Consider the following 25401-nt stretch of genomic DNA (forward strand, 5'->3'; position numbering starts at 1 on the left):
TTAAACGTTTAAGCAACGGTAGAAAAAAGCAGAAGCTACTCTGCCGGTAAATACGTGTATTTTTGTAAATGCAGACCTCGATTGTCTTTAATAAGATCAGATAATACCCGGAAAGCAATCGTTGCTTTAGAATTCTTGAATAAAACGGTTTTTGCTTCAGCAGGAAGGATCTCCGGACAATTGGATGTGCAGATAACGGCATCACCTTCAATGTTCCGGTATTTTGAAACAGTCCCTGCCAAAAATTCGTTGAGAATAATCGCTGATCGATCGCTGTTCTTTGCCAAAAAAGCAGCAAGGCCTTTTTCATTCTCCATCAGATGAATATTTTCTTCAGCAAGTCCTGATGCCTTTTTTATTTTCTCAGTAAGTCCAGCGTTGTGAAACTTCTCCATAATTATAACGGCGGATTCTCGTTCCAGCTGGTTTTTTGCAGCTGAAAAAGCTCCCTGGTAATCATACATAACCTTGTAAAAAAGTTCATCATCAATTACACTGTCAACGAGCACGAGCGGAACTCCTGTTGGAACCGTTTTTGAAATGCTGTAGAAGAAATCTTCCCGGACATCAATCAAGAAAACGCCATCCAGTTTTCGTTCTGCGATAATCTCAAGATTGGGTTTTTCCACATCAATACTTGAGAGCACAACGTGATAACCCTGTTTTGTCAGCAGCTGCTCAAGCTCAAAAATAAACTCGGCGTGATGCGCGCGTCGCCAAACCCCTTCTTGTGCAGATCGGTTTAAGAGAATGCCGATCAATCCCGTTTTTTGCTTAACAAGTGATCTTGCAGCAAGATTAGGTACATAATTCAATTTCTTTGCAATCTGCAGCACACGTTCTTTTGTCTCTGCTGGAATTGATTGATTTTCTGCATTATTTAATACATAACTCACAGTCGCGACCGAAACATTCGCTTCAGCCGCAATATCTTTCATTGTTGCTTTTTTCATTGCATTCACCATTTCCACTTAATCGTTTAAGTTGAGTATACAGAAAAAAAGATTGAATGTCTATAGAGGAAATACCGGCTTCTATTCTAGATTCATTTAAGAGAAGAACTTGTCAAATAAGTCCCTAAAATAAGCAGACAGGAAAAAATTCTGTTTTTCCTGCCTGCTTTTCTGTGAAAATAGTTAGTGGCGACAGTTTCAGTAGTGCTGACACTTTGAACAGAAAAACCGGCTGCCCAAGTAAGCAAGCCGGCTTTACTATCCTTCATACCGTTCTCAAAATCGGAAGCGTGCAGCATCTAAATGAGCCGCCAGATTTGATGATTTCAGTAATATCTACTTCAATAACTTCGTATCCTCTGTCTCTGAGCTGACTATTTACATGTTGATTAACAGGAAGACTGATGATTTTTTTATCGCCGATCGAAAGGACATTTGTGCCCATAGTAAATTGCTCAGCTTCCGTTACTTCGATTAAGCTGTAGCGTTCTCTAAGCATTTTCAGCTCTTTTTCTTCCAAGGCTTCTGGGAAGACTAGGGCTTCCGTTTCAGAGAGGACATTAAATACGCAGTCAAGATGCAAGTATTTTTCATTGATTGGAACAGGAATAACTTCAAAGGCCGGAACGAGCGACTGCAGTTTTTCGATTGCCTTCACACACGTTCTGTCACTTACACCTACGAAAATAGCCGTTCTGTCAATGATGACGTCTCCGCCTTCAATCCGGTGTTCTTTCAGGCATTGCATTGGATAACCCTGTGCGTCAAGCCAGGTGCGGAGCACTTCTTCCTCACCCTGTCTGATGTCCTGGCCCATCTCAGATACAAAAACGGTTTTGCCCAAAGTGAAGCCGATATCACGGGTGAACACTTGCTCAGGGTACTTTTCGTAAGGAGTGAGCATGATTACTTCCGCTCCATTTTCTTCTAATGTTTTGACAAACTGCTGATGCTGGCTGACAGCAAGAGGGACGTCAATATTTTCATCGGCATAATGCCGCTGTGTTTCATTAATAACTTCGGTGATTCGCATATAGTTGGGCTGACAGACAAGCACCCTCTTTAATGAATCATATTCGCTGAAACAGGCTAATGTCTGATCTGGTTTTCGAATCGTCGTCAAAATAAATTCCCCCATAAAAGATTGCTTTTATGAAATTATTCCCTAAATGGCGTAAATATTAAACTTTTTTGTGACATTATCTTACGCCTATTTTTTTTATTCCCCTGTTAGTAATTGTCAAGCATGTTAAATTGTTATATAGTTTTAAAGGTTAAACTATATATTTCTCATATGAGGCTGGAAACAATGAAAATAGAAAATGAACTAGAAGCATTGCGAAAAGAAAATCAGCTTTTAAAAGAACTCATCACACAATTGCCGTCTGCATTTACATATGTAAATCCGGAACTCGCGCTTTCGGTCTTAAAAGAGAAGTCAGACACGCCTCCATCTATTCTGAAAATGACCAGCACACAGCTGACGGCTCATACAAATCAGCGCCTCTACCTATCATCATCAGAAAATGATTCATTTCATCAAACAGAAGCTTTTTTATCCGACATCTTTGATTTAGTTGCCCATCATGTTGTTTTTATTGATGAAGCGGGCATTGTTACCTTATGCAATCTTCAAGCAGCAAAAGATCACGGAGTCAACCGGGACGAAATCATCGGAAAGCATTTAAGGGAGCTTGTCAACATTCCGGACGAACAGCTTCTGACGCTTGAAACCGCCCGTACCGGGATTGAATTCGTTGACCGTGAAGTACTTGATAAAAATTACGGCATCCTGAATACGAGAATCCTCTGGAATACCGATGGATCAATCAAACGGGTCATCGGGACCTTCTACTTTTTAAATGCCATAAAAGAAGCCGAAAAACAGGCGATTGCCGGAAGAATAGCGGCTGGAATTGCCCATGAAATCAGAAATCCCTTAACGACAGTAAGAGGATTTCTGCAAGTACTTCAAGCGTCAGCAGATGCTGATACGAAAAACTTGTTTCAAACGATTTTAATTCCTGAAATCGACCGGGCTAATAAAATCATTTCCGATTTCCTGAGCATCGCAAAACCTGCCGAAATCCGGTCTGAGCATTTCGAAGTGAAAGAGTTTCTGCTGAATCATTTAGGAAGAATTTTAGAAAGCGAATCCCTGCTTTACTCCATTGAGTTTCATATTAATATCGATCCCTCTGCAGAAGGAACCTTCATCCTTGGAAATAAGGATGAACTGCTGCAGGTCTTTCTGAATCTGTTTCAAAATTCGTTTCAGGCGAAAAACACAGATCCGCTGAGAATACACATCACCTGCAAGCGCCAGGAAAACAGGCTGCAGATCAGCTTTTCTGATAACGGACGGGGCATCATCCCATCCGCTCTGAATCATATTTTCGACCCTTTCTTCTCCACTAAAGACACCGGGACAGGACTCGGTCTCTCCGTTTCGAAAAAAATTGTGGAGAACCATAAGGGTACAATGACAGCCAGCAGTGATGAAAACGGGACCGTTTTTCATCTTGATTTCCCTGTTTGAGGAGATCGGATTTATAACGCCGCATACGAAAGGCTCAGAGTTTAGTGCTCTGAGCTTTCTCATATTTAATGTCTCTATTATTATCTCTTTAACAGCATTTTATCTAATTCACGCACTTTATCATATGACTCCAAAAGGTGTTCAGGCACCATTGTTCTCCCATATTCCCAGGCATTGTTTTCTATTACAGCCATAAGTTCCTCTTTTTCTTCATCGCCCCCATAGATCAGGGTTCTTAAATCATGTTTGTTTTTCTTAAAACTTAAATAATAGCCAATCTCATGATAGATAAGAATTTTAACAAAGTTTTCATCCGATTCTTTTATTCTCACTTTCCCTCTATATCCGTTAATTTGAAGATAATTGAATTTAATCGTATTTGTCGATACGTTATAACTCATATGTGCCGGCAGCTGGTTATCAAATTCGTAATTTATATCTAAACGGTGTTCTTGTAATACATCTTTAATGATTTTTTCGATATTCCATATATATAACATCTTATCTCTCCCTATCTTTCAGGAATTTTCATCTGCATTTTATTATTTCATAAATTAGAGCTGAAATGAATCATGCTTATTAGAGAAATGCCCTCTGCATAAGAACATTAAACGATTCTATTAATAGATTCTTTCTTATCAGCTAAATACCTTCTTAAATTATCTGGTTAAAAAAGCTCCCTAGTACTTTCTCAATAAAAAACGAGTAAGAAATCTCAGCGATTTCTTACTCGTCTTTTCTGTGTTAACTGAACTGATTATCCATTAATAGCTCATCATAAATCAGCTTGCCGATTTCACTGATTGTTCTTCTGCCTGCTTCTTTATTTTGAAGCTGATCAATCAGAACGGCGGCATAAGCCGTCCGATCACCAAAGCGGATGATGGCGCAATCATGCTCAATACCTGGCAGCTCGCCGGTTTTGTTGCCTGCGTATACTTTATCCGTATCCATATGATAGGGAAGCTTGTCTGTGAATTGCTGCTTTTGCAGGATGTCTTCTATTTGTTTTCTGCTTACTTCCGTGAGAAAGCCGTCCTCGCCGATTGCTTTCAAACATTTCAGCATGTCATCAGCAGTCGTCCAGTTATTCAGACCGTTTTTGATTGCTTCCAAATCCATCATATCCCGGTTCAGCTCAGTGCTTGTAAGGTTCAGATCCTTCATACAGGCGTGGATCGCCGGTCTGGAAGCTTTATAGATCATATAGTTAGTCGCCGCATTATCGGACACGATGATCATTAATGAAAGCAAATCAGAAACAGTTAAGACTGCATCATCTGAGAAAGACTGCAGGACACCTGCTCCGCCTGTTTTTTCAATGTCACGAAGGTTCACTTTTTCGTTTAATGCTAGAATGCCGCGATCTTTTAGACGAAAAGCTGTCAGCAAGATGGGAAGTTTGATCAGACTTGCCGATGAAAAAATCCCGTTGCTGTTCCATTCGATGATTTCGCCGTCAAGAACGATTGCGAGTCCAATTTTTCCTGGACAGCGATCGATCACTTCCTGCAGCTTAAGCTTTAAGTTCACCGTCATTTCGTTGCTGCGATTTGAGAAAAATCCTGGTCGCCCATGATGCTCTTGTCATACAAATGACAGGCAACGAAATGATTTTCTTCTACTTCCTGCCACACTGGCTTTTTTGAAGCACAGGTTTCCATCGCATAGGCACAGCGTGTTCTGAATACACAGCCGCTCGGGGGATTCATCGGGCTCGGCAGCTCACCCTGTAGAATAATGCGCTCCCGCTTGTCCTCTATATCGGGATCAGGAATCGGAATAGCAGTCAGCAGAGCCTGTGTGTAGGGATGGAGCGGTTTTTTGTACAGCTCGCTGCTTGCGGTCTGCTCAACAAGGTGGCCCAGATACATCACCCCGATGCGGTCGCTGATTTGTTTGACCATGGACAGGTCATGCGCGATAAAGAGGTAGGTTAGTCCTTTCTCTTTTTGCAGACGTTTCATTAGATTGACTACTTGAGCCTGGACAGATACATCGAGTGCTGAAATCGGCTCATCGGCAATGATGAATTCCGGATCAAGGGCAAGGGCTCGTGCAATGCCGATCCGCTGTCTTTGGCCGCCGCTGAATTCGTGAGGGTAACGGTTGGCATGATCACGGTTTAGGCCAACATCTTCAAGGAGCTGATGCACTTTTTCCGTACGGCCCTGTTTATTCTTGTACATGCCGTGAACTTCCATCGGTTCAGAAATGATCTCAAGGACAGTTGACCGCGGATTTAATGAGGCATATGGATCCTGAAAAATCAACTGCATCTGCCGGTAGTAGGCAAATTTGTCTTTTCCTTTTAAATCATGAATGTTTTTTCCGTTGAAAAGGACATCTCCTTCTGTCTGGTCGTATAAACCGAGAATCGTCCTGCCGGCAGTCGATTTTCCGCATCCTGATTCCCCGACGATGCCGAATGTTTCACCCCTTTTCACCGTGAATGAAATGCCGTCTACCGCTTTAAGCGTTGCCCCTTTACCAAGATGAAAATGTTTCTTTAAATTTCGTACTTCAAGCAAATTCTCCACTGTTATCCCTCCGTCTTTAGCCAATAGCGTCTAGCTGCACATAATTCCTTTTCATAAATCGTTCCATTCATGTCCAGAATCTCAATTGATTTTCCGGTGCTCGGAGAATGAAGCAGTTTACCGTCACCATAATAAATGCCAACGTGATGAAGGCTTCCCTTCCCTTCTTCGTATGCAAAAAACAATAAATCTCCAGGCTCCAACGCGTCCAGTTCCACTTTTTCACCTGAAGCAGCCTGATCATGAGCATCCCTTGGAATGATGTATCCATTTGCTTTGCACATTGTGTAGCTGAAACCGGAGCAATCAAAGCCAAAGCTGGTCATTCCGCCCCAAAGATAAGGAAGGCCGATGAACTTTTCGCCATCAGCCACGATATCCCCGCCGCTTCCTTTAGGCACACTATCAAACCCATCAAAGATGGAAACATCAGCTGCCTTCAGTTTCCCTTTTCCATCTGGAGTTTCAACTTCAATCCATTCTGTTCCTTCTATAAATACAGGCAAAACAGTTTGAAAACTCAACGCAAATTGAGGAGTTTCATCTTCAGCATAAAGCATCGCTTTTTTGCTTTGAATGACTGCAATCATCCCTTTCAAAGATTCCGCATTCTCTTCGATTTGACAAAGCGGCATCCACCCCGGATATCCTCTTTCATCCTTTGAAGAGGACTGAGCCGGAATAATCACATGTGCATAGCCGTCCTGTTCGTTCATGATCCATACTTCTTCCCCAAGCAAAGCCTGTGTCTGAATTCGGTTTTCGCTGCAAAGGGCAAGGCTTGTTTCATAAGTCAGCCCGCTGAGCCATGAGTCAATATCAACAGGATTCACAACGGCGTTTTTATCCAGCTCCCGTGCGGAATCCCTTGCCGTCCAAACGGTTGCAACGGATACCGCAACTCTGCCTTTTCGTATCGTCATTTTGCCAAAACCTCCCCATCGTTTAGAAGGACATCTGAAATTCCCAGTCCATTTCCTTCTGAAAATGTCATTTTTCTGCCGCTATACCGGACTCCGCCCTCTACAATTTCTTTCGCAAGCATAAGCGGGGCATCAAAATCAAAACGTGTAATGTTCTTTTTGGCTGCTGCAAAGTGCGCGGCGGCGGTAATGCCGATTCTCGTCTCAATCATGCTTCCGGCCATGCATTCCACTCCGCAGATTTCAGCAAGCTGATTGATGATGGAAGCTTGATAGATGCCCCCTGCTTTCATTAATTTGATATTAATCAAATCCGCACTTCTCGTTTTCAGCACGTCAAACGCCTGCTTTGGAGTAAACACGCTTTCATCTGCCATAATCGGCGTTTCTACGGCATCTGTTACTTGTTTTAATCCTTCTATGTCATGTGCTTTAACCGGCTGCTCCACTAATTCTATGTTCAAGCCCAAGTCTTCCATCTTTCCGATCACATTGACCGCTTCTTTCGGCTTCCATCCTTGGTTGGCATCAAGCCTGATTTTAATGTCCGGACCGACCCGGCTTCTGATTTCCCGGATCCGGTCAATATCCAGTGCGCTGTCGCCAAGACCCACTTTCACCTTTAAAACATTAAATCCTTGCTGGATGTAAGAAACCGCATCTTCTCCCATTTCCCGCACGTCATTCACACTGACGGTAAAATCCGTTTCCATCTCATCTGTATATCCGCCTAAATATTGATAAAGCGGCAGTCTGCTATGTTTGGCAAGACAATCATAAAGGGCCATATCCACCGCGGCTTTTGCACTTGAATTGCCAACTAATACCGATTGTATTCCCTGGAAAATAACTTCGTAGTTCAATAGATTTTTTCCGATTAAAAACGGCTTCAGCACCTGATGAATACTGGCTTCTATACTTGGTAAACTATCACCGGTAATCACAAGTGTCGGCGGAGCTTCACCCCAGCCGGAAATACTGTTTTCGCACGTCACTTTTACAATGACGGTTTCAGCCGTCACAACTGTCCGGAGGGCCGTTTTAAAAGGCTTTGTCAGAGGGACAGCTGCCCGAAATGTTTCGATCTTTTCGATTTTCATAAAAATCCATCCTTTTTAAAGAATCCCGCTCTCAATGACAACTGTTTTCTCATATGTATTCATTTCTGCATGTGTACCAAGCGGAATAGAGATATTAGGACTGCAGTGTCCGATTTTAAATCCTTTTAATGCCGGTTTACCTGCAAGATTTATGTAATGAGCAAGAACTTCATCAAGCGAAATCGACTTTTTCCGTTTTTGAGGAACACAGTTATGAAAATCAGCAACGAGAATACCTGCTGCATCCGTTAATTTCCCTGCCATATAAAGCTGATTCAGCATACGGTCGACTGCATACGGCTCTTCATCAATGTCCTCGATTAACAGCAGCTTCTCTTTTGTATCAATCTCAAAATCTGTACCGACCGAGCTTGTGATTAATGATAGATTCCCTCCAACAAGCTCACCGCTTACATTACCTTCGATCATAACTTCAAGGGGCGAAAGGGATTCGTCATAAGTAAGCTGGCTGTTCTCAAATAGCTGTTGAAAATACTGTTTTGTTAATGGAAGAACACCAGCTTCTTCTCCAAAATCAGAGCTGAGCATCGGACCGTGAAACGTAATAAGACCGGTCTTCTGTCTGATGGCTGTATGCAAAAAGGTGATATCGCTGTAGCCCCAGAAAATTTTCGGGTTCTTTTCAATAAGATCATAGTCTAATAGCGAGGCCATGCGGGCTGTTCCAAATCCGCCGCACGCGCAAATGATTGCTTTCACTTCTTGATCCTGAAACATGGTATGAACATCTTCTGCTCTTTCTTCATCTTTCCCTGCAAGATATCCGTATTCGCGTTCAATATGTTTTCCGAGTTTGAATGTCAAGCCTGTTTCTTCTAAAAAAGAAAGAGAGCGCTTCAGGTTCTCTTGATTTGGAGGACTTGCCGGGGAAATGATGCCGATTGTGTCGCCTTTTTTTAACGCCTGAGGTTTTATCATTCTAGTAGTCTCCTTTATATAGAAAAGGGATGTTCAAACAGCTGAACACCCCTTTTGCATGGCTTACTTCTTATCTGCCCATTTCAATTCTAAATATCCGACAGGGTGACGGACGATGCCTGATACATCTTCATTTTGCAGGTAAACCTGGTTGTAGAAATGGATCGGAATGATCGGTGCTTCTTCAAATAAAATCTTTTCTGCTTTGTACAGCATTTCAAAGCGTTTTGCTTCGTCAGATTCATTTTTAGAGTCTTTGATCAATTGATCATACTCAGCATTTGTCCAGCCTGTGCGGTTCATGCTGTGTCCTGTTTGGAAGTTCTCAAGGAAGTTCACAGGATCAGCATAGTCTGCTAAGAAAGAACTGCGTGACAATTGGAATTTCAAAGCCTTCTGATCGGTAGCGAACACGTTCGCTTCAAGGTTGGCAAGCTTCACATCCACGCCTAAATTTTCTTTAAACATTTGCTGAAGCGCTTCTGCAATTTTCTTGTGTGTATCATCTGTACTGTAAGTCAATGTTACTTCAGGAAGCTTGTCATAGCCTTCTTCTTTCATGCCTTTTTCAAGCAATGCTTTAGCTTCTGCAGCATCTGTTTTCACAAGGTCGCCGCTTGCCTCGCGGAAGTCTTTGCCTGATGGATCTTTAAAGCCGGGTGAAACGAAGCCATATGCAGCTGTTTCCTGATTTTTTGTTACAAAATCAACGATTTGCTTTTGGTCAACAGCCATTGCGAATGCTTTGCGGATGTTGACATTCTGGAACGGTTCAAGCGTTACGTTCATGCGGTAGAAGTAATCTCCAGCCTGCTCCTCAACATTTGCTTTTCCTTCTTCAAAAAGAGATTCTGCCAAGTCAGCCGGTACATCAGATGTATCCAGTTCGCCTGTTTGGTAAAGCTGGTATTCTGTATTTGTATCTTCTACGATTGCCCAATGAACGCCATCAAGCTTCACGTTTTTCGCATCCCAGTACTGATCGTTTTTCTTCATCATAAATTCTTTGTCATGCTCCCATGACTCTAATGAGAAAGGTCCGTTTCCGACAAACGTGTCAGCTTCTGCAAACCAGTCTGGTGTTTCTGTCGCAACTTTTTCATTTACCGGGAAAAATGCCGGGTTTGCAATCACACTCAAGAAGTATGCTTGAGGACTGATTAACGTAACCTCAAATGTTTTTTTGTCAACAGCTTTCACTTTGACATCATCTGCAGAGCCAGTTCCGCTGTTGTAAGCTTCTCCGCCCTCAATGAAGTATCCTAAAAATGCTGCCCCTGATCCTGTTTCAGGATTTAAAAGACGTTTCCATGCAAAGACGAAATCATCAGCTGTTAAATCATCGCCGTTTGACCATTTTGCATTTTCGCGAATGTGGAAAGTGTACGTTTTGCCATCTTCAGAAACGTCCCATTTCTCAGCCGTTGCGGCTTCTGGCTCATGATCTTTCCCCAGACGAGTAAGACCTTCCATTAAATTGTTCAGCGCATTCCATGAAACAGCGTCAAATCCGATAACCGGATCAAACGAAGTTGGTTCAGCCCCGTTGTTCAGGTGCAAAATTTTCTCTTTTTCTTTTTCGTCTTTTCCAGTGTCTTTTCCTGTACTCTCATTTGCTGTACATGCTGCAAGCACGAATACAAGCAAGGCTGTCAGGAACATCGCCATCCACTTTTTCATTATTCTCCCCCTCTTAATCTTGATCTATATGTTATTTCATTGATGCTGCAGCTAATGCTCGGCTGTCCTGCAGCCAGCAGTCTACTTGGTGCTCTTTGCTTAATGCTGACGTAAAAGGATACACCCGGTCACATACTTCCATCGCATAGTCGCACCTTGCCGCAAACGGGCACCCTTCAGGAGGCGAAAATAAATCCGGCGGCGAACCCGCAATCGGAATCAACTCTTCTCCCTCAATGTCAAGCCGCGGGATGGAACGAAGCAAACCTTTTGTATATGGATGCTGCGGCTGATAGAAAATTTCTCTTCTAGAGCCTGCTTCCACGATTTTTCCGGCATACATAACCGCAACCCGGTCAGCAACTTGTGCGACCACACCCAGGTCATGGGTAATCAGTATAATGGAAACGCCTGTTTTCTTCTGAATGTCACGGAACAGATCGAGAATTTGAGCCTGAATCGTTACATCCAGTGCGGTCGTCGGTTCATCAGCAATCAGCACTTCCGGTTCACATACAAGCGCCATCGCAATGACGATCCTCTGCCTCATCCCGCCGCTGAATTGATGCGGATACTGCTTTAAGCGCGCTTCAGGGCTTGGAATGCCAACAAGATTCATCATCTCGAGAGCTTTTTGTTTTGCTTTTACTTTCGGCATGTTCTCATGCTGGATAATGCCTTCCATGATTTGATCTCCGATGGTGAGCGTCGGATTCAGCGCTGTCATCGGATCCTGGAAAATCATTGAAATGTCTGCACCGCGAAGCTTTCTCAGCTCTTTTTCCTTCATTTTTGTTACATCTCTTCCTTTAAAAAGGATGGAGCCAGAATCAATTGTTCCCGGCGGTTCAGGTATAAGGCGCATAATGCTTTGTGAAGTCACACTTTTTCCGCAGCCGGATTCTCCTACGATTGCGAGCGTTTCGCCTTTCCGTAACTCAAAGGTTACTCCCCGTACAGCTTTTACGCGTCCTCCGTATGTTTGAAATGAAACATGGAGGTCGTTTACTTCCAGTATTTTTTCCATGATGTTACCTCCTTAGCTTTGGATCAAGCGCATCCTGCAGTCCGTCTCCGAGCACGTTAAAGGCAAACATTGTCAGAGAGATGCACAGGGCAGGAAAAAAGAGGCGCCACCAGTGTCCTGTTAAGATTGTGGAAAGAGCATCACTTGCCATCACTCCCCAGCTTGCAAACGGAGCCTGGATGCCAAGTCCGAGAAAGCTCAGGAACGCTTCTGCAAAAATAGCAGATGGAACGGTAAGTGTAATTTGGACAATAATCGGTCCCATTGTGTTCGGCAGCAGGTTTTTCCGGATGATCCTGCTTGTTTTCGTACCGAATGATTTAGATGCATGAACAAATTCATAGTTTTTGATTTGAAGCACCTGTCCCCTTACAATCCTCGCCATCCCGATCCAGCCTGTGACGGTCAGGGCTACAATAATTGTAAATAAACCAGGTCCCATCACGACCATGAGCAAAATAACGACAAGCAAATACGGAAGGCCGTACAGGACTTCCACGACGCGCATCATGTAATGATCGATTTTGCCGCCTTTATAGCCGGCAATGCCTCCGTAGAGAACGCCGATTGCAAAATCAATCAATGCGGCAATCGCTGCAACGAAAAGCGATATTCTCGCTCCGTACCATGTTCTAGTAAAAACATCGCGTCCAAGTTCATCTGTTCCGAACCAGTATTTTGCTGATGGAGGCAGATTTTGATCGGTCAGAATCTGTGTTCGGACTGAATGGGGTGAAATCATTGGTCCGAAAATAGCCATGAATGTAATAAAAATTAAGAAAATCAAGCCTGTCATAGCAAGCTTGTTTTTACGCAGTCTTCTCCAGGCATCGTGCCAGTAGGAAAGACTGGGTCTGACGACGGCTTCAGCAGCTTGTATGTCCTTTGATTTCGGTACAAACCATTCATCAGGGATATCCCGGGAAGGATCATGTTGTTTTCTGAGCTCCATTATCTTCCCTCCCTTTTATTTAATTGAATTCTTGGATCTAAAATTCCATAAGCAACATCGACAAGGAAAAGCATGACGATCAGAATCGTGCTGTAGAAGACGGTCGTGCCCATGATGACTGGGTAGTCACGGGTGCCAATGCTTTCGATGAAGTATTTTCCCATGCCTGGTATGGCGAAAATTTTCTCAATAACAAAGGTTCCCGTTAAAATGCTGGCCGCAAGTGTCCCAAGAACTGTCACAACCGGCAGCAGGGCGTTTCTCAGCGCATGCTTGAACACGATTTTGACAGGTGAAAGTCCTTTTGCACGGGCTGTTTTTATGTAATCCTGAGTCAGCACTTCTAGCATGCTTGAGCGTGTCAGACGGGCAATAATGGCCATCGGTCCTGTAGCAAGCGCGAGTGTTGGCAGAATCATGTGCATCGGACTCGACCATGTAGCGGCAGGAAGTATTTTTAGATTAACGGCCAGATTCTGAATTAAGAGGGTCGCCATGATAAAGTTTGGAACGGATATTCCGAGAACGGCGATGGTCATCGCTAAATAATCAATGAAACCGTTGTGTCGGAGCGCTGCAATGATGCCAAGCGCAATCCCTGAAAATACTGCTGCAACCAGCGTGACAATCCCAAGCTCAAATGAAACCGGAAAGCCGCGGCCAAGCAATTCATTGACTGTTTGCGAAGACTTTTTAATAGAAGGCCCAAAATCAAACGTGACAAGTGACTTCATGTACATGGCATATTGCACAGGAAGCGGTTCGTCCAAATGATAGAAAGCTTCAAGATTTCGCTGTACGGCTTCGCTTGTTCCCCGCTCTTCGTTAAAAGGCGAACCTGGAATGGTATGCATCAGGACGAACGTGAGCGTAATAATCAGCCAAAGCGTAAGGATCATGGAAAGAAGACGTTTAAAAAGATATGTATTCATAAGTTCTCACTTCCTAACAGAATGTCGTTCTCATCGCAAGCTCCGTCATGACAAGCATCGCCCGGTAGGCTTCAAGAATGTCGCTTGCATGGAAACGGACAATCGTGGTGTTTTCTACATGCTCTGTTCCGGGCATAAGCGCTGCCCATTCAGCTTGTCCATAGTTTGCAAACTCAATCGCCATAAGCGGACGGTCTGGAGGAGTGAGCGGCTTTACGTTTTCTCTGTTTTTAATGGCAAGGGCTGTCTTTTCTTTCAGCAGCTCGCCTGCCTTGACCGGCGTCAGTGATTTTACGACCGACCTTGAGATTGTTTCTTTTACGACAGCTGTGGTGATATTCGGAATAAGTGCTTCTGCTTCCATTGCTGCCTGATCGTCTCCGGCAACCATAATGACCGGAACCCCGTGATAGCCTGCAACGTATGCATTAAAGCCTAGCTCCCCCACCGCAACATCATTTATGTAGATCTCTCTCACACCAAAAATCATCGTGTGGGACATCACACCTTTTTTAGATGCGCGTGCATGATACCCGGTGAAAATAGCCCCGTAAAAACTGTCATCTATCCCCTGCACCATACTGTAAGGTTTAACATCCCCCGAAATGAGCTGAGTTTCAGGATGCAGCCTCTCAATGAGCAAATTGTTCATTTTAGAGTGACTGTCATTGACAATCACTTCTTTCGCACCAGCCTCAAATGCCGATTCAATGACATAATTGGCTTCATCCGTCATGATCTCCCGGCCGCGTTCATAATTGTGCCTGGATGAATTCACATGTGTCTCATCAGCGAGTCCAGTGATTCCTTCCATGTCAACTGAGACATATATCTTCACCCATATTCCCCCTGTTTGTATTGCTAATTTTCTTAAAATTATAAATTAAAAATCATTACTTTACAATAACATCTACATAAAAATGCATGATCGCGAATAGATTTACTTGATTTTCCATGGATAAAAAGACCTAATTAATACACAATTTAGTAGAATTTTTATGAAAGAAAACCTAGTCTATTTTTAAATTGATAGAGTAAAAGCACGAGTTTTACAAGTGGACTGGAATATAAAAATTTTAACAATAAAGACGAAAAACCCTTTATTCATAAAGGGTTTAAAAGTTTATTCATCCATTATTACTATTCATCATCTACATACCCAGACAAATATCCCGATCTGTATACTTTGCATTTCACACAAGTTATTTCGGACGCCGAAAAACAGTCATTTAGACTCCCTGCCTTTTTTCCTGTGCATAATCTTCGTCTACCTAAATAATGTCTTAATCTCTGATTACTTTAAACGTCCCTGTTCCCTTCGCCAATATTTTTCCAGAGAAATCTCTTATTTCACCTTCCATAAAAGCGACCTTGTATCCGAGCTGCAGAACATTTGCTTCTGCGAAAATGTCGCCTTCTGAAATGGCCGCCAAGTATTGAACGTTCAAATTCATTGTGGCACATCTTGTTTTTGTAATGGACCTGAGCAGCATACCCTGAATAAAATCGAGCATGGTTGCATGAACACCGCCGTGGAGCGTTCCATTTGCATTCAGCACATGCTCTTTGATCGAAAGTTTAATTTTGACGGAATGTTCTTCGAAATGAAGGATTTCGATTCCCATATGGTTATAAAAAGGGCTGCTTTCAAAGCTTTCCCTAATGTCTTGAACAAGGATGGCCACATGCGTTCGTCCTTTCTTATTTGGATGTGAATTCAGGCTTTCTTTTTTCTAAAAAGGCAGACGTTCCTTCATTTTTATCATCTGTTGAAAACAGGACAGCCTGTGCAAGCTTTTCAATGACAAGCCCTGTTTTTTGATCGGCATCAAACCCTGCATGCACAGCAAGCTTCGCAAGTTTGACCGCAAGCGGACCTTTTGAAAGAATTTGCCTAGCTGCTTCTTCTGTTTTCCCCAGTAATTCTCCGGCTTCTGCAATCTCTGAAACGAGTCCGATTCGGTACGCTTCCTTCGCATCAATGATTTTCCCTCTTAAAATCATGTCCATTGCCACACCTTTTCCAACCAGCCTTGCAAGCCTCTGTGTGCCGCCTGCACTTGGAATGATGGATAAATTCAGCTCCGGCAGTCCGAATTTAGCATGTTCTGAAGCAATCCGGATGTCACATGCCATCGCAAGCTCGCAGCCTCCGCCAAGGGCAAACCCGTTAACCATAGCGATGGTTGGTTTATCGTAGGCTTCTATGTAATCATAAACCTGCTGCATGCCCCCGCGATTAAAGACATCCAGTGCTGTTCTGGACTTCAGCTGGCTGATATCCGCTCCGGCAGCAAATGATTTTTCGCCGCTTCCGGTAAAAACGACACACCCGGTCTCATCATCTGCTGCCAGGATTTCTAAAGCTTCCATCATTTCAGTTAACGTTTCTTTGTTTAAAGCATTTCGAAGCTCCGGTCGATTGATGACAAGGTAGGCAAGTCCGTCTGATTTTCTGATCTCAATATTTGCAAAAGCGTTCATTTTTCTTCATCCCCTTTTTTTAAGCAGTTTAAAGTCTGCCTGGCTCTTCGCAATAAGAATTTGATTTTCATCGTAAACCAAGCCTTCAGCAGATGCCATACTGTCTGAACAGTGTGTCACTCTGGCCTTGCATAGTAAAGAGCTCTTGACGGCTGCATCAAAAATGGTTGTATTTAAAACAATCGTCGCAGTGGGAGCACCTCCCGCTTTAGATGCAGCTGTCCCCATGGCAATATCAAGCATCGTGTAAAAAAGGCCGCTTCCAATCATATGAGGATCTGCCAGATGCTGATTCTCAATCAGAACAGAAATGATAATCTTCTCTCCTTGATCCTGCTCCCTCCGAAGGGACAAATGGTCAAAAAAGGAAGAATGCATAATATCCAGCATTTGCCCCGCTCCTTTCAGCTTTTATAAAAGTTCAATCATCATGGCCATTCCCTGTCCGCCTCCGACACAGAGCGTTGCCACACCAAGCTTGCGTTGACTGCGTTTCATTTCATGAACAAGCGTTGTGACGATTCTCGCGCCAGTTGCCCCAAGAGGATGTCCGAGTGCAATGGCCCCTCCGTTTACGTTGACTTTTTCCTTATCAATCTCTAATTCTCTGATAACAGCAAGTGCCTGAGAAGCAAATGCTTCATTTAGTTCAAATACATCTATGTCTGCAATGCTTTTATTGGTTCTTTCTAATAGCTTCCTCACGGCTGGTACAGGACCAATGCCCATAATTTCAGGGGAAACACCTGCTGCCGCCCAGTCTACTACTCTCGCAAGCGGTTTTATATTCAGTTCTTCTGCTTTGCTTTCCGTCATTAAAACTAGTGCAGCTGCCCCGTCATTTCTGCCGCATGCATTTCCGGCGGTTACCGTTCCTGACTTTCTGAATGCCGGTTTTAATTGTGCTAACTTTTCATAAGTGGTTTCAGGGCGAGGGTGTTCATCGGTATTAAATAAAGTAGATCCTTTTTTATGAGGAACATCTATCGGCACAATTTCATCCTGGAAAACCTGATTTCGAGCTGCCTGTTCTGCTCTCTTTTGACTTTCAAGGGCAAAGGCATCTTGATCTTCTCTTGAAACCTGATACTTCTCGGCCACATTTTCAGCTGTGATTCCCATGCCGAGATGCTCGCCAAATGTTTCCTTTGGCTGTTGTCCGTTCTCTTTATTCGAATCTACCATATGTGCTGCATCTCCTCCAAAACGGGATCCGCGAAGATAGATCGGAGCCTGGCTCATATTCTCCGTGCCGCCGGCGACAACGATTTCAGCCTGTCCTGACTGAATTTGCTGCACGGCAGAGGCGATTGCCTGCATGCCGGATGCGCAAAGGCGATTAATCGAAAAAGCAGGAGCTGTTTCAGGAATACCTGCTCTCAGTGCTGCAACTCTCGCAACATTGGAAGCAAGGGTCGTTTGTCTGACTTCCCCTAAGATGACTTCATCGACCTGTTCTGCGTCAACTCCGGCTCTCTTAAGAGCCTCTTTTATTGCATAGGAAGCCAGAAAACTGGCCTCAACATCTTTTAGCGCTCCTCCGTACCTGCCGATGGGTGTCCGTACAGCACTTGCTATCACAATGGTTTCCATAGATTTTTAGCTCCTTCCTTATTGATACTGTTTTTTCAGCTGACCTGCGATGATGTTTTTCTGAATTTCGGATGTGCCTTCATAGATTCTCGTAATCCGTGCATCGCGGAAAAATCGTTCGATCGGGTAATCTGCAATATAACCGATTCCCCCATGAACCTGAACCGCTTTATCCGCTATTCGGTTATAAACTTCAGATCCAAACAGCTTCAGCATTGCCGCCTCTTTAATCACCTTCATACCCTCGTCCACCATCCAGGCAACCCGGTAAGTAAACGACCGCAGCGCTTCAATTTCCATAGCCATCTCTGCAATCATGTGAGAAACTGCCTGATGTTCAAAAATAGGAACATCAAATTGCACTCTTTCCTGGGAATACGTCATCGAGAGGTCGAGCAGCTTTTGACAGGATCCCAGATTTCGGGCTGCTAGACCGGCACGTCCATTTGCGAGAATTTTAAGAGCATTAACGTACCCTTGCCCTTCCTCTCCAAGCACATTATCAGCTGGAACCTCACAATCTTCTAAAATGATTTCAGCAGAATGGGAACCGCGGAGTCCCATTTTCTTTTCAACAGCCCCTACATGAAATCCCGGAAAATCTTTCTCAATGATAAAAGACGTGATGCCCTTTGCTCCTTTTGAAGGGTCTGTTACGGCCATTACTGTAAAGACATCTGCCTCGGTGGCATTCGTGATGTAATGCTTCGTCCCGTTAAGAATGTATTTACCCCCTTTTTTCACAGCAGTTGTCTTAAGATTTGTCGCATTAGAGCCGGCGCTTGGTTCGGTTAAAGCAAACGCACCGATTTTATCGCCGCTCGCCATGGCAGGCAGGTACTTCTGCTTTTGCTGATCGTTTCCCATCTCGACGATCCCGACCGTCCCAATCCCTGTATGTGCACCTATTAAGGTTGTATAGCCATTATGTGTAGCGCCGATTTCTTCATATAAAGCGCATTTGCCGACCATTCCAATGCCAAGTCCGCCGTATTGCTCCGGAATGCTTAATCCGAAAAGTCCGAGTTCCTTAGACATGGCTATGATCCGTTTGGGAATCGAATTGGACTCCTCAATTTCCAAGGCAACTGCTTCAACTTCTGTTTGAACAAAATCGCGGACGTTCCGTTTTAAAAATTGAATGTCCTCATCAAATTGAAAGTTCATCAAAGCCACCTCCTAGCTGTATTCATAAAACCCGCGGCCGCTCTTCTTCCCGAGCCAGCCTGCTTTAACATACTTCACAAGGATCGGACACGGACGGAATTTTTCACCAAGCGTTTTATAAAGATATTCCATATTCCGAAGCCTCGTATCAAGCCCCACTAAGTCAGCAAGTTCAAGCGGTCCCATTGGATGATTTAAGCCAAGCTTCATCGCCTTATCGATATCCTGTACCGAGCCGACTCCCTCCATCACCATCGTCATCGCCTCGTTTCCGATCAGACAATTCATGCGGCTGACCGCAAAACCCGGGAACTCATTAATCTTTACGCATTCTTTTCCAAGCGCTTCCCCAAACAAAAAGCAGGCATCTATTGTTTCTTGTGACGTTTCCAGGCCGCAAATGACTTCGATCAGCTTCATTTTTGGCACAGGATTGAAAAAGTGAAGCGCAATGCACTGCTTTGAACGGCTTGTTTGCGCACCGATCTCAGTCGGGCTCATCGTTGATGTATTAGTTGCAAGAATAGCCGACGGCTTTGCAAAGCGGTCAAGCTCTTTAAACACGCTGATTTTCAGTTCCATTACTTCAAGCACGGCTTCAATAATGAGATCTGCATCTTCTGCAGCCTGTTTTAGTTCTGTTGTGTAGACAATGCTCGCTTCCGCATCTGTCTTGCCTGCTTTTTCAAATTGTCTCGACACATAAGATCTGCAAGTATCCAGCGATTGTTCGTGGATATCCTGAACAATTACTGAAAACCCTGCAGCCGCACATGCATAGGCAATGCCGCGGCCCATCGTACCTGCGCCAATTATACTGACTTTTTGCACAGAATCACCCCTATTTCACTGCAGCCTTTTGGTTGTCATATGTGTAAAAACCTTTGCCTGTTTTTCGGCCGAGTTCTCCTTTTTCTACCTTTTCTTGAACAATCTTGGCAGGCTTATCGCGTTCATTTCCGCTTTCCTCATAGCGCTGCATTCTGACAAAATAGTTCACATCAATGCCGGTCAGATCCATTAAGGCGAACGGTCCAATCGGATGATTCAGCGCTTTTGTACAGACGAGATCGATTTCTTCATGGCTGGCATAGCCGTTTTCAAGCAGGTACACCGCTTCGTCCATCAGCTTTCCTAAAATGCGGTTCGCAATAAACCCTGAGATTTCTTTATTCAATAAGACTGGTAATTTATTAATCTTTTTCACAAAGTCCATCGACGTTTGAGCGGTTTCTTCAGAAGTGTGCGGACCCTTCACAACCTCTACAAGCTCCATGACTAAAGCAGGGTTGAAAAAGTGAATGTTGCACACCTTATCAGGACGCCCCGTTACATCCGCAATTTTTGAACTGACAATCGTTGAGCTGTTAGTCGCTAAAATAGCATGCGGCGGTGTAATTTCATCAAGCTTCTTAAAGAGCTCTCTTTTTACATCAAGCTTTTCAACAATCGCTTCAATAACCAGATCCGCTTCCTTTAATTCATCAAGAGATGAGGTATACGCAATTCTGCTGAAGGCAGCTTCAGCCACTTCAGCAGTGAATCTGCCTTTCTTGACACGTTTCTCCATCTGAACTCCCAGAAACTGCTTTGCTTTTTCAAGGCTTTCCGCGCTTACATCCTGCAGCGTGACTGGATATCCGGCAAGTGAACAGACCATCGCAATTTGCGAGCCCATCGTCCCCGCTCCGATTACAGCCACATTTTCAATTGATTCAATTCCCATTTTGATTGTCCCCTCTCTCTGTTTCTTCTTTTACAAGCAGTCTTTTTAATAGTTTCCCAACCGTATTCCGCGGCAGGCTGTCCCGCACTTCAAACTGTTTTGGAACTTTATAGGGTGTGAGTTTTGTATAGCAGTAGCCTCTCAGCTCTTCTTTATCAATCGTCTTCCCATCCTTTGGAACAACGTACGCTTTCACTCGTTCTCCGTGTTCTTCATCAGGCAGACCTACTACAGCCGCCTCTTTGACGTCCGGATGTTCATAGAGAACACCTTCAATTTCCTGCGGATAAATATTAAAGCCGCCCAATATGATCATTTCCTTCTTGCGGCCGACGATATAAAAGTAGCCCTCCTCATCCATCGTCGCCAGATCCCCTGTGTACAGCCAGCCATTCTGCAGAGCGGAATGCGTTTCGGCTTCATTGTTCCAGTAGCCCTTCATGATCTGCGGACCCTTGATCAAAAGCTCTCCAACACTTTTTGGCCCGAGCTCCATGTTGTCCTCATCAACAATCATGCAGTCGGTTTCTGGAACCGGAATCCCGATGCTGCCGATTTTTCTTTTCCCAAACGGCGGATTGCGGTGTGTGGAAGGTGAAGCTTCTGACAGTCCGAACCCTTCCCCTATCCGCGTTCCGGTCAAGCTTTCAAATCGCTGAATGATTTCAACCGGAAGCGGTGCAGATCCTGAAGAACACAGCTTTAGACAACCCAGCTTTGCTTCTTCTATTTCAGGATGATTGACGAAAGCGATATACATTTTCGGCACTCCTGGAAAAAAAGTCGGGCGGTGCTTTTTAATTTTTTCCAGCACATCATCAATCTCGAACTTCCTGAATAAAAGAAGCCTCCCTCCAATGAAGATTCCCAGGTTCATGCCGCTTGTCATTGCATACACATGATAGAGCGGTGTTGCAATCAGGACGGTTTCTTTTCCCTGAATCATCGAATCCCCGTACATCAGGCAGCTTTGATAGACGTTGGCTGTCAGATTGAAATGAGTCAGCATCGCACCTTTCATTTTCCCGGTGGTTCCGCCTGTGTACTGGATCACTGCGACATCTTCCTTCGCATTGATCTCGGCAGGACGTTTTAGAGAAATCCCAGAGGCAATCAGATCTTCAAGTTTCAGATAACGGCCGTCTGAGTCTGACAGCTGAGATGCCATCATATGGGTAAAGGAATAAAGGTCGCTGACTTCATTGATGGTATTCCTGCCTGCCGCATCCGCAACGATCGTCGTCACTTCAGAATCTGCCACAATTTGAAGCAGCTCTCTCGCTGTGTACATCGGGTTAATTTGGACAACAATCAGCCCCAGGGCATGAGCGGCGTAATTTGAAATCACGTAATCGGGATGATTGGCCAGCATCAACCCCATGCGGTCACCCTTTTTGAAACCCATTTCATTCCATTTGCCTGCGAGCCTATCAACTTTGTTTTTCAGCTCCAGATACGTTATTTCTAACTCTTCAAAAAGGATAGCGGTTTGCCCGCCATATCGCTCTGCGGTTTTCTCAAGCATCGTATAAACGGACTGTTCCGGTATATGAACGTCCCCGTGCTGATAAAAAGAATGCCAGGGACGCTGAATCGTACGCTCCACACTACCTCCTCCTTACTTTCCGATTGCGGCTTGATTTTCTGCGGCAAGGTCAATTTTCGAATTAGGCCTTACAAAAACAGTGAACAATACGCCGAATACCGTAATCAGCCCGGCCATGAAGATGATCGACAAATCAAAGCCTGCCGCACTGTTTTCACCTGATGACCCGACGATATAACCTGTAATTAAAGGTCCTACAATACCCGCCAAGTTGCCTGATGACGTTAAAATACTCGTCATCAGTCCGCCGCGCTCAGGCAGAAGATGAATGATGATGGTTGGTCCTATCGTTAAAATGCCATATGTAAGTCCTTTAGCAAGACACATGGCGATAATGACCCAGACAGCATTTGTAATAAAAGCTGTGGAAGCAAGCAGCAGCGCGCCGATAATCATGGCCAGGCCGACAACATACACCCTCGAGATCCGCCAGTCTTTATTCCGTTTAAACAATCTGTCTGACAAAACAGATACCCCGATATAGACGCCGACTGAAACAACCCCAATGCCTGAAACTGCATAACCCATCTCGATATTTGTCATGTTGACGATTTTCACTAAGTAAACAGGAAGCCACACAGCAAACCAGACAACAAGCAGGTAGGTTGAAAAATAAGCAAGTGTCGTAAACAAAGCAGATGGTTTAGAGAGCATCAGCAGAAACGCTTTTACATCAAGCTTCTCAAGCTGCTTTTTCTTTGGTTTTTCGTCTTCTTCCAGTTCATCAGCCCGAGGAACGTCACGAGTGAATTGGATCGCGATAAACCAGACTATACTTGCGACTCCTAAAAACGCGAAAGCTATCCGCCAGCCGAAAATTTGGATGAGCGCGACAAGAATCGGCGCCGCTACCATCGCGCCAAGCGTAGCTCCAGACACAACGACTGAATTGGCAAGCCCGCGAAGCTTTGGCGGAAACCAAGTGTTTGCATGGTTATAAGCAATTGGGCTGAACGGCCCTTCAAATGCTCCAAGTAAAAAACGGTACAGCAGAAGCAACGGTAGACCAGCAATGGCAAGCACGCCTATTTGCAAAACCGCCCATGTCAGCATCAAAAACCCGAGCACTTTTTTGGCTCCAACCCGGTCAGCCCATGCTGCGCCAAAAATACCTGTTACAGGATAAAGCCAGTAATAACTGCTGCCGACAAGACCCCAATCGGCGTAAGAAAGATTAAATTCCTTCATGATCGGGACAGCTGCAAGCCCCGTAATCGATTTATCCGCAAAGTTAATGAACATCCCAAAGAATAGTAAAACAAGCACAGTCCAGCGCATCTAACTCCCCCTATCCGCTCTTGCTCAATTTTCTTCCAGCACTCGTCTTGCGATGATCAGACGCTGAATTTCATTTGTTCCCTCATAAATTTTTGTAATGCGGGCATCCCGGTAAAAACGCTCTACCGGATAATCCGAAACGTAACCCATTCCCCCATGAATCTGTACCGCCTTGTCCGCTACCCGATTGAAGACATCTGAAGCAAACAGCTTCGCCATCGATGCTTCCTTGATGACTTTTTTCCCTTCATCAATCATGGAAGCAGCCATATAAGTGAGAGTTCTTGCTGCTTCTGTTTCTGTCGCCATATCCGCAAGCATCCATTGAATCGCCTGATTGTCGGCAATCGGTTTTCCAAATTGAATCCGTTCTTTTGCATACGATGCTGAAAGCGCTATCAACTTGTCGCATGAACCAACTGCTCTGGCTGCCAGCCCCACACGGCCTTCGCTCAGAATTTTCAGCGCAGACATATAGCCCATGCCGACTTCACCGATCACATTTTCCTCAGGAACGACGCAATCTTCGAAAATCAATTGTGCAGTATGAGATCCGCGCAGCCCCATCTTTTTATCTTTTTTTCCAAGCGAAAATCCAGGAAAATCCTTTTCAATTAAAAATGCGGTAATTCCGCCTTTCGCTCCTTTTTCCTTGTCCGTTAAGGCAAATACCGTAAAGACATCCGCAACTGGCGCATTCGTAATGAAATGCTTTGTTCCATTTAAAATCCACTGATTTCCACGTTTCTCTGCACGCGTTGCGAGATTCGTCGCATCTGAACCAGCTCCTGGCTCTGACAGAGCAAACGCGGCGATTTTCTTTCCCGCTGCCATATCCGGCAAATACTTTTGTTTTAATGATTCTGAAGCAAGCTTTACCAGTCCTGTGCTTCCGATGCCTGTATGGGCACTGATCAAACTGACAAACCCGTTATGTGTATGTCCCAGCTGTTCAAGCACCACTGCTTTTCCAACCGCATTCAGCCCAATCCCGCCGTACTCTTCCGGAATGCTGATGCCGAAAAGACCAAGGTCCTTCGCCTGTTCTACTAAATGGTCCGGAATCCGGTCTTCATCCTCAATCTGCTGAGCATATGGTTCAACCTCGTTATCTACAAAACTTCTCACCATTTTTTTCATTTGTTCGATTTCTTGAGAAACGGTTGCCTGCATCAATAAATCCCCCTTTTAAATTCTTACTCTAGTAGATGCAAGAAGTGTGCCAACTGGGGAAAAGCTGGTATAGCGGGATTTTTCTATCAAGAAGATTCATTTTTGAATCAATCGTGTCGATTTAAGAGGGTTTTTGTGATTCATTTTTGAATCGGAGGATTCAGGATTGAATTAACGGAAAAGAGGCTGGTAAAAAACTTGTTTTTCAATTTCTAACGTTTCTCAGGACACTATTTAATCCTGAAAATACAGGTAAGGATAAGGAGAATTGACAGCACTTTGTAAGGTAGCTCCACATTGAAAAATTGGCAGCAATCTGGGGAGGGGCGCCACAACTGAGAAGACATCACCTGAAAAGTGGCAGCATTCTAGGGAGGGGCGCCACAACTGAGAAGACATCACCTAAAAAGTGGCAGCATTCTGGGGAGGGGCACCACAACTGAGAAGACATCACCTAAAAAGTGGCAGCACTCTAGGGAGGGGCGCCACAACTGAGAAGACATCACCTGAAAAGTGGCAGCACTTTAGGGAGTAGCGCCACAACTGAGAAGACATCACCTGAAAAGTGGCAGCACTCTAGGGAGTAGCGCCACAACTGAGAAGACATCACCTGAAAAGTGGCAGCACTCTAGGGAGTAGCGCCACAACTGAGAAGACATCAAATGTCCAACAAAAAATACTTTTGCTATAGAAGCCTTTTATACAGAAAAAATCCGAACTATTAACTCCTAGTTCGGATTGTTCTTTGGCTATCTGACTTTTGTCCCAGCCTCTTTGATCATTAAGATA

At 44.3% G+C, this 25401-nt stretch carries 24 protein-coding genes; 1 reads left to right on the plus strand and 23 read right to left on the minus strand.

What is annotated here, in order from left to right; all coding sequences use genetic code 11:
* Positions 1 to 35: 35 nt before the first annotated feature.
* Positions 36 to 953 carry a LacI family DNA-binding transcriptional regulator gene (locus E2R53_RS10045; RefSeq protein WP_165970948.1) on the minus strand — a complete coding sequence of 306 codons (918 nt, stop codon included), beginning with the start codon at positions 951 to 953 and terminating at the stop codon, positions 36 to 38.
* Between the two features lie 265 nt (positions 954 to 1218).
* On the minus strand, positions 1219 to 2091 hold the full coding sequence (locus E2R53_RS10050; RefSeq protein WP_133311627.1) for a dimethylarginine dimethylaminohydrolase family protein: 873 nt from the start codon (positions 2089 to 2091) through the stop codon (positions 1219 to 1221).
* A gap of 171 nt (positions 2092 to 2262) precedes the next feature.
* On the opposite strand from E2R53_RS10050, the gene E2R53_RS10055 reads away from it, so the two are divergent.
* Positions 2263 to 3492, plus strand: coding sequence for an ATP-binding protein (locus E2R53_RS10055; RefSeq protein WP_286166137.1), 1230 nt, complete (start codon positions 2263 to 2265; stop codon positions 3490 to 3492).
* An 80-nt stretch (positions 3493 to 3572) separates the two neighbouring features.
* On the opposite strand, the gene E2R53_RS10060 is transcribed toward E2R53_RS10055, so the two are convergent.
* The 21 genes from E2R53_RS10060 to E2R53_RS10160 all read right to left on the minus strand — a co-directional run bounded on the left by E2R53_RS10060 (position 3573) and on the right by E2R53_RS10160 (position 24612).
* The gene (locus E2R53_RS10060) at positions 3573 to 3992 is read right to left on the minus strand and encodes a hypothetical protein (protein WP_133311629.1); all 420 of its coding nucleotides are present in this window, start codon (positions 3990 to 3992) and stop codon (positions 3573 to 3575) included.
* A gap of 244 nt (positions 3993 to 4236) precedes the next feature.
* Entirely contained in the window at positions 4237 to 5031 is a 795-nt protein-coding gene (locus E2R53_RS10065; RefSeq protein WP_133311630.1) for a serine hydrolase, read from the minus strand.
* Entirely contained in the window at positions 5028 to 6038 is a 1011-nt protein-coding gene (locus E2R53_RS10070) for an ABC transporter ATP-binding protein (protein ID WP_133312247.1), read from the minus strand. Before E2R53_RS10070 ends, E2R53_RS10065 begins: the two co-directional genes overlap by 4 nt.
* Positions 6035 to 6955 carry a C40 family peptidase gene (locus E2R53_RS10075; RefSeq protein ID WP_133311631.1) on the minus strand — a complete coding sequence of 307 codons (921 nt, stop codon included), beginning with the start codon at positions 6953 to 6955 and terminating at the stop codon, positions 6035 to 6037. Before E2R53_RS10075 ends, E2R53_RS10070 begins: the two co-directional genes overlap by 4 nt.
* Complete coding sequence (locus E2R53_RS10080; protein ID WP_133311632.1) at positions 6952 to 8055, minus strand: dipeptide epimerase; 1104 nt, start codon at positions 8053 to 8055, stop codon at positions 6952 to 6954. The genes E2R53_RS10075 and E2R53_RS10080 overlap by 4 nt, the downstream gene beginning before the upstream one ends.
* A 15-nt stretch (positions 8056 to 8070) precedes the next feature.
* On the minus strand, positions 8071 to 8994 hold the full coding sequence (locus E2R53_RS10085; RefSeq protein ID WP_133311633.1) for a S66 peptidase family protein: 924 nt from the start codon (positions 8992 to 8994) through the stop codon (positions 8071 to 8073).
* A 63-nt stretch (positions 8995 to 9057) separates the two neighbouring features.
* Complete coding sequence (locus tag E2R53_RS10090) at positions 9058 to 10674, minus strand: peptide ABC transporter substrate-binding protein (protein WP_133311634.1); 1617 nt, start codon at positions 10672 to 10674, stop codon at positions 9058 to 9060.
* Positions 10675 to 10705: 31 nt separating this feature from the next.
* Positions 10706 to 11701 carry an ABC transporter ATP-binding protein gene (locus E2R53_RS10095; RefSeq protein WP_133311635.1) on the minus strand — a complete coding sequence of 332 codons (996 nt, stop codon included), beginning with the start codon at positions 11699 to 11701 and terminating at the stop codon, positions 10706 to 10708.
* A 4-nt stretch (positions 11702 to 11705) separates the two neighbouring features.
* The gene (locus E2R53_RS10100) at positions 11706 to 12653 is read right to left on the minus strand and encodes an ABC transporter permease (RefSeq protein ID WP_133311636.1); all 948 of its coding nucleotides are present in this window, start codon (positions 12651 to 12653) and stop codon (positions 11706 to 11708) included.
* Complete coding sequence (locus E2R53_RS10105) at positions 12653 to 13585, minus strand: ABC transporter permease (protein WP_133311637.1); 933 nt, start codon at positions 13583 to 13585, stop codon at positions 12653 to 12655. The genes E2R53_RS10100 and E2R53_RS10105 overlap by 1 nt, the downstream gene beginning before the upstream one ends.
* A 13-nt stretch (positions 13586 to 13598) precedes the next feature.
* Positions 13599 to 14423 (minus strand): M55 family metallopeptidase, encoded by an 825-nt coding sequence (locus E2R53_RS10110; RefSeq protein ID WP_133311638.1) that lies wholly within the window; start codon positions 14421 to 14423, stop codon positions 13599 to 13601.
* 445 nt (positions 14424 to 14868) lie between these two features.
* On the minus strand, positions 14869 to 15270 hold the full coding sequence (locus E2R53_RS10115) for a PaaI family thioesterase (protein WP_133311639.1): 402 nt from the start codon (positions 15268 to 15270) through the stop codon (positions 14869 to 14871).
* Positions 15271 to 15286: 16 nt separating this feature from the next.
* Positions 15287 to 16069 carry an enoyl-CoA hydratase/isomerase family protein gene (locus E2R53_RS10120; protein ID WP_133311640.1) on the minus strand — a complete coding sequence of 261 codons (783 nt, stop codon included), beginning with the start codon at positions 16067 to 16069 and terminating at the stop codon, positions 15287 to 15289.
* Positions 16070 to 16075: 6 nt separating this feature from the next.
* On the minus strand, positions 16076 to 16459 hold the full coding sequence (locus E2R53_RS10125) for a PaaI family thioesterase (RefSeq protein WP_133311641.1): 384 nt from the start codon (positions 16457 to 16459) through the stop codon (positions 16076 to 16078).
* Between the two features lie 21 nt (positions 16460 to 16480).
* A complete protein-coding gene (locus tag E2R53_RS10130) occupies positions 16481 to 17662 on the minus strand; it encodes a thiolase family protein (protein WP_133311642.1) in 1182 nt (393 codons plus the stop codon).
* An 18-nt stretch (positions 17663 to 17680) separates the two neighbouring features.
* Positions 17681 to 18829, minus strand: coding sequence for an acyl-CoA dehydrogenase family protein (locus E2R53_RS10135; protein ID WP_133311643.1), 1149 nt, complete (start codon positions 18827 to 18829; stop codon positions 17681 to 17683).
* Between the two features lie 12 nt (positions 18830 to 18841).
* Positions 18842 to 19660 carry a 3-hydroxyacyl-CoA dehydrogenase family protein gene (locus E2R53_RS10140; RefSeq protein WP_133311644.1) on the minus strand — a complete coding sequence of 273 codons (819 nt, stop codon included), beginning with the start codon at positions 19658 to 19660 and terminating at the stop codon, positions 18842 to 18844.
* Between the two features lie 10 nt (positions 19661 to 19670).
* On the minus strand, positions 19671 to 20555 hold the full coding sequence (locus E2R53_RS10145; protein ID WP_133311645.1) for a 3-hydroxyacyl-CoA dehydrogenase family protein: 885 nt from the start codon (positions 20553 to 20555) through the stop codon (positions 19671 to 19673).
* Positions 20545 to 22161 (minus strand): long-chain-fatty-acid--CoA ligase, encoded by a 1617-nt coding sequence (locus E2R53_RS10150; RefSeq protein WP_286166138.1) that lies wholly within the window; start codon positions 22159 to 22161, stop codon positions 20545 to 20547. The genes E2R53_RS10145 and E2R53_RS10150 overlap by 11 nt, the downstream gene beginning before the upstream one ends.
* Positions 22162 to 22173: 12 nt before the next feature.
* The gene (locus E2R53_RS10155; RefSeq protein ID WP_133311646.1) at positions 22174 to 23439 is read right to left on the minus strand and encodes an MFS transporter; all 1266 of its coding nucleotides are present in this window, start codon (positions 23437 to 23439) and stop codon (positions 22174 to 22176) included.
* A gap of 24 nt (positions 23440 to 23463) precedes the next feature.
* A complete protein-coding gene (locus E2R53_RS10160; RefSeq protein WP_070876797.1) occupies positions 23464 to 24612 on the minus strand; it encodes an acyl-CoA dehydrogenase family protein in 1149 nt (382 codons plus the stop codon).
* Positions 24613 to 25401 lie beyond the last annotated feature (789 nt).

The sequence above is a fragment of the Peribacillus frigoritolerans genome, from assembly GCF_004358755.1.
In the GTDB taxonomy this organism is placed as follows: domain Bacteria; phylum Bacillota; class Bacilli; order Bacillales; family Bacillaceae; genus Bacillus_P.

Bases quoted from the DNA above. Each gene is read 5' to 3' on its own strand.
- E2R53_RS10045 (WP_165970948.1), bottom strand. From the start codon at position 953: ATGAAAAAAGCAACAATGAAAGATATTGCGGCTGAAGCGAATGTTTCG.
- E2R53_RS10050 (WP_133311627.1), bottom strand. From the start codon at position 2,091: ATGGGGGAATTTATTTTGACGACGATTCGAAAACCAGATCAGACATTA.
- E2R53_RS10055 (WP_286166137.1), top strand. From the start codon at position 2,263: ATGAAAATAGAAAATGAACTAGAAGCATTGCGAAAAGAAAATCAGCTT.
- E2R53_RS10060 (WP_133311629.1), bottom strand. From the start codon at position 3,992: ATGTTATATATATGGAATATCGAAAAAATCATTAAAGATGTATTACAA.
- E2R53_RS10065 (WP_133311630.1), bottom strand. From the start codon at position 5,031: ATGACGGTGAACTTAAAGCTTAAGCTGCAGGAAGTGATCGATCGCTGT.
- E2R53_RS10075 (WP_133311631.1), bottom strand. From the start codon at position 6,955: ATGACGATACGAAAAGGCAGAGTTGCGGTATCCGTTGCAACCGTTTGG.
- E2R53_RS10080 (WP_133311632.1), bottom strand. From the start codon at position 8,055: ATGAAAATCGAAAAGATCGAAACATTTCGGGCAGCTGTCCCTCTGACA.
- E2R53_RS10085 (WP_133311633.1), bottom strand. From the start codon at position 8,994: ATGATAAAACCTCAGGCGTTAAAAAAAGGCGACACAATCGGCATCATT.
- E2R53_RS10090 (WP_133311634.1), bottom strand. From the start codon at position 10,674: ATGAAAAAGTGGATGGCGATGTTCCTGACAGCCTTGCTTGTATTCGTG.
- E2R53_RS10095 (WP_133311635.1), bottom strand. From the start codon at position 11,701: ATGGAAAAAATACTGGAAGTAAACGACCTCCATGTTTCATTTCAAACA.
- E2R53_RS10100 (WP_133311636.1), bottom strand. From the start codon at position 12,653: ATGGAGCTCAGAAAACAACATGATCCTTCCCGGGATATCCCTGATGAA.
- E2R53_RS10105 (WP_133311637.1), bottom strand. From the start codon at position 13,585: ATGAATACATATCTTTTTAAACGTCTTCTTTCCATGATCCTTACGCTT.
- E2R53_RS10120 (WP_133311640.1), bottom strand. From the start codon at position 16,069: ATGAACGCTTTTGCAAATATTGAGATCAGAAAATCAGACGGACTTGCC.
- E2R53_RS10125 (WP_133311641.1), bottom strand. From the start codon at position 16,459: ATGCTGGATATTATGCATTCTTCCTTTTTTGACCATTTGTCCCTTCGG.
- E2R53_RS10130 (WP_133311642.1), bottom strand. From the start codon at position 17,662: ATGGAAACCATTGTGATAGCAAGTGCTGTACGGACACCCATCGGCAGG.
- E2R53_RS10135 (WP_133311643.1), bottom strand. From the start codon at position 18,829: ATGAACTTTCAATTTGATGAGGACATTCAATTTTTAAAACGGAACGTC.
- E2R53_RS10145 (WP_133311645.1), bottom strand. From the start codon at position 20,555: ATGGGAATTGAATCAATTGAAAATGTGGCTGTAATCGGAGCGGGGACG.
- E2R53_RS10155 (WP_133311646.1), bottom strand. From the start codon at position 23,439: ATGCGCTGGACTGTGCTTGTTTTACTATTCTTTGGGATGTTCATTAAC.
- E2R53_RS10160 (WP_070876797.1), bottom strand. From the start codon at position 24,612: ATGCAGGCAACCGTTTCTCAAGAAATCGAACAAATGAAAAAAATGGTG.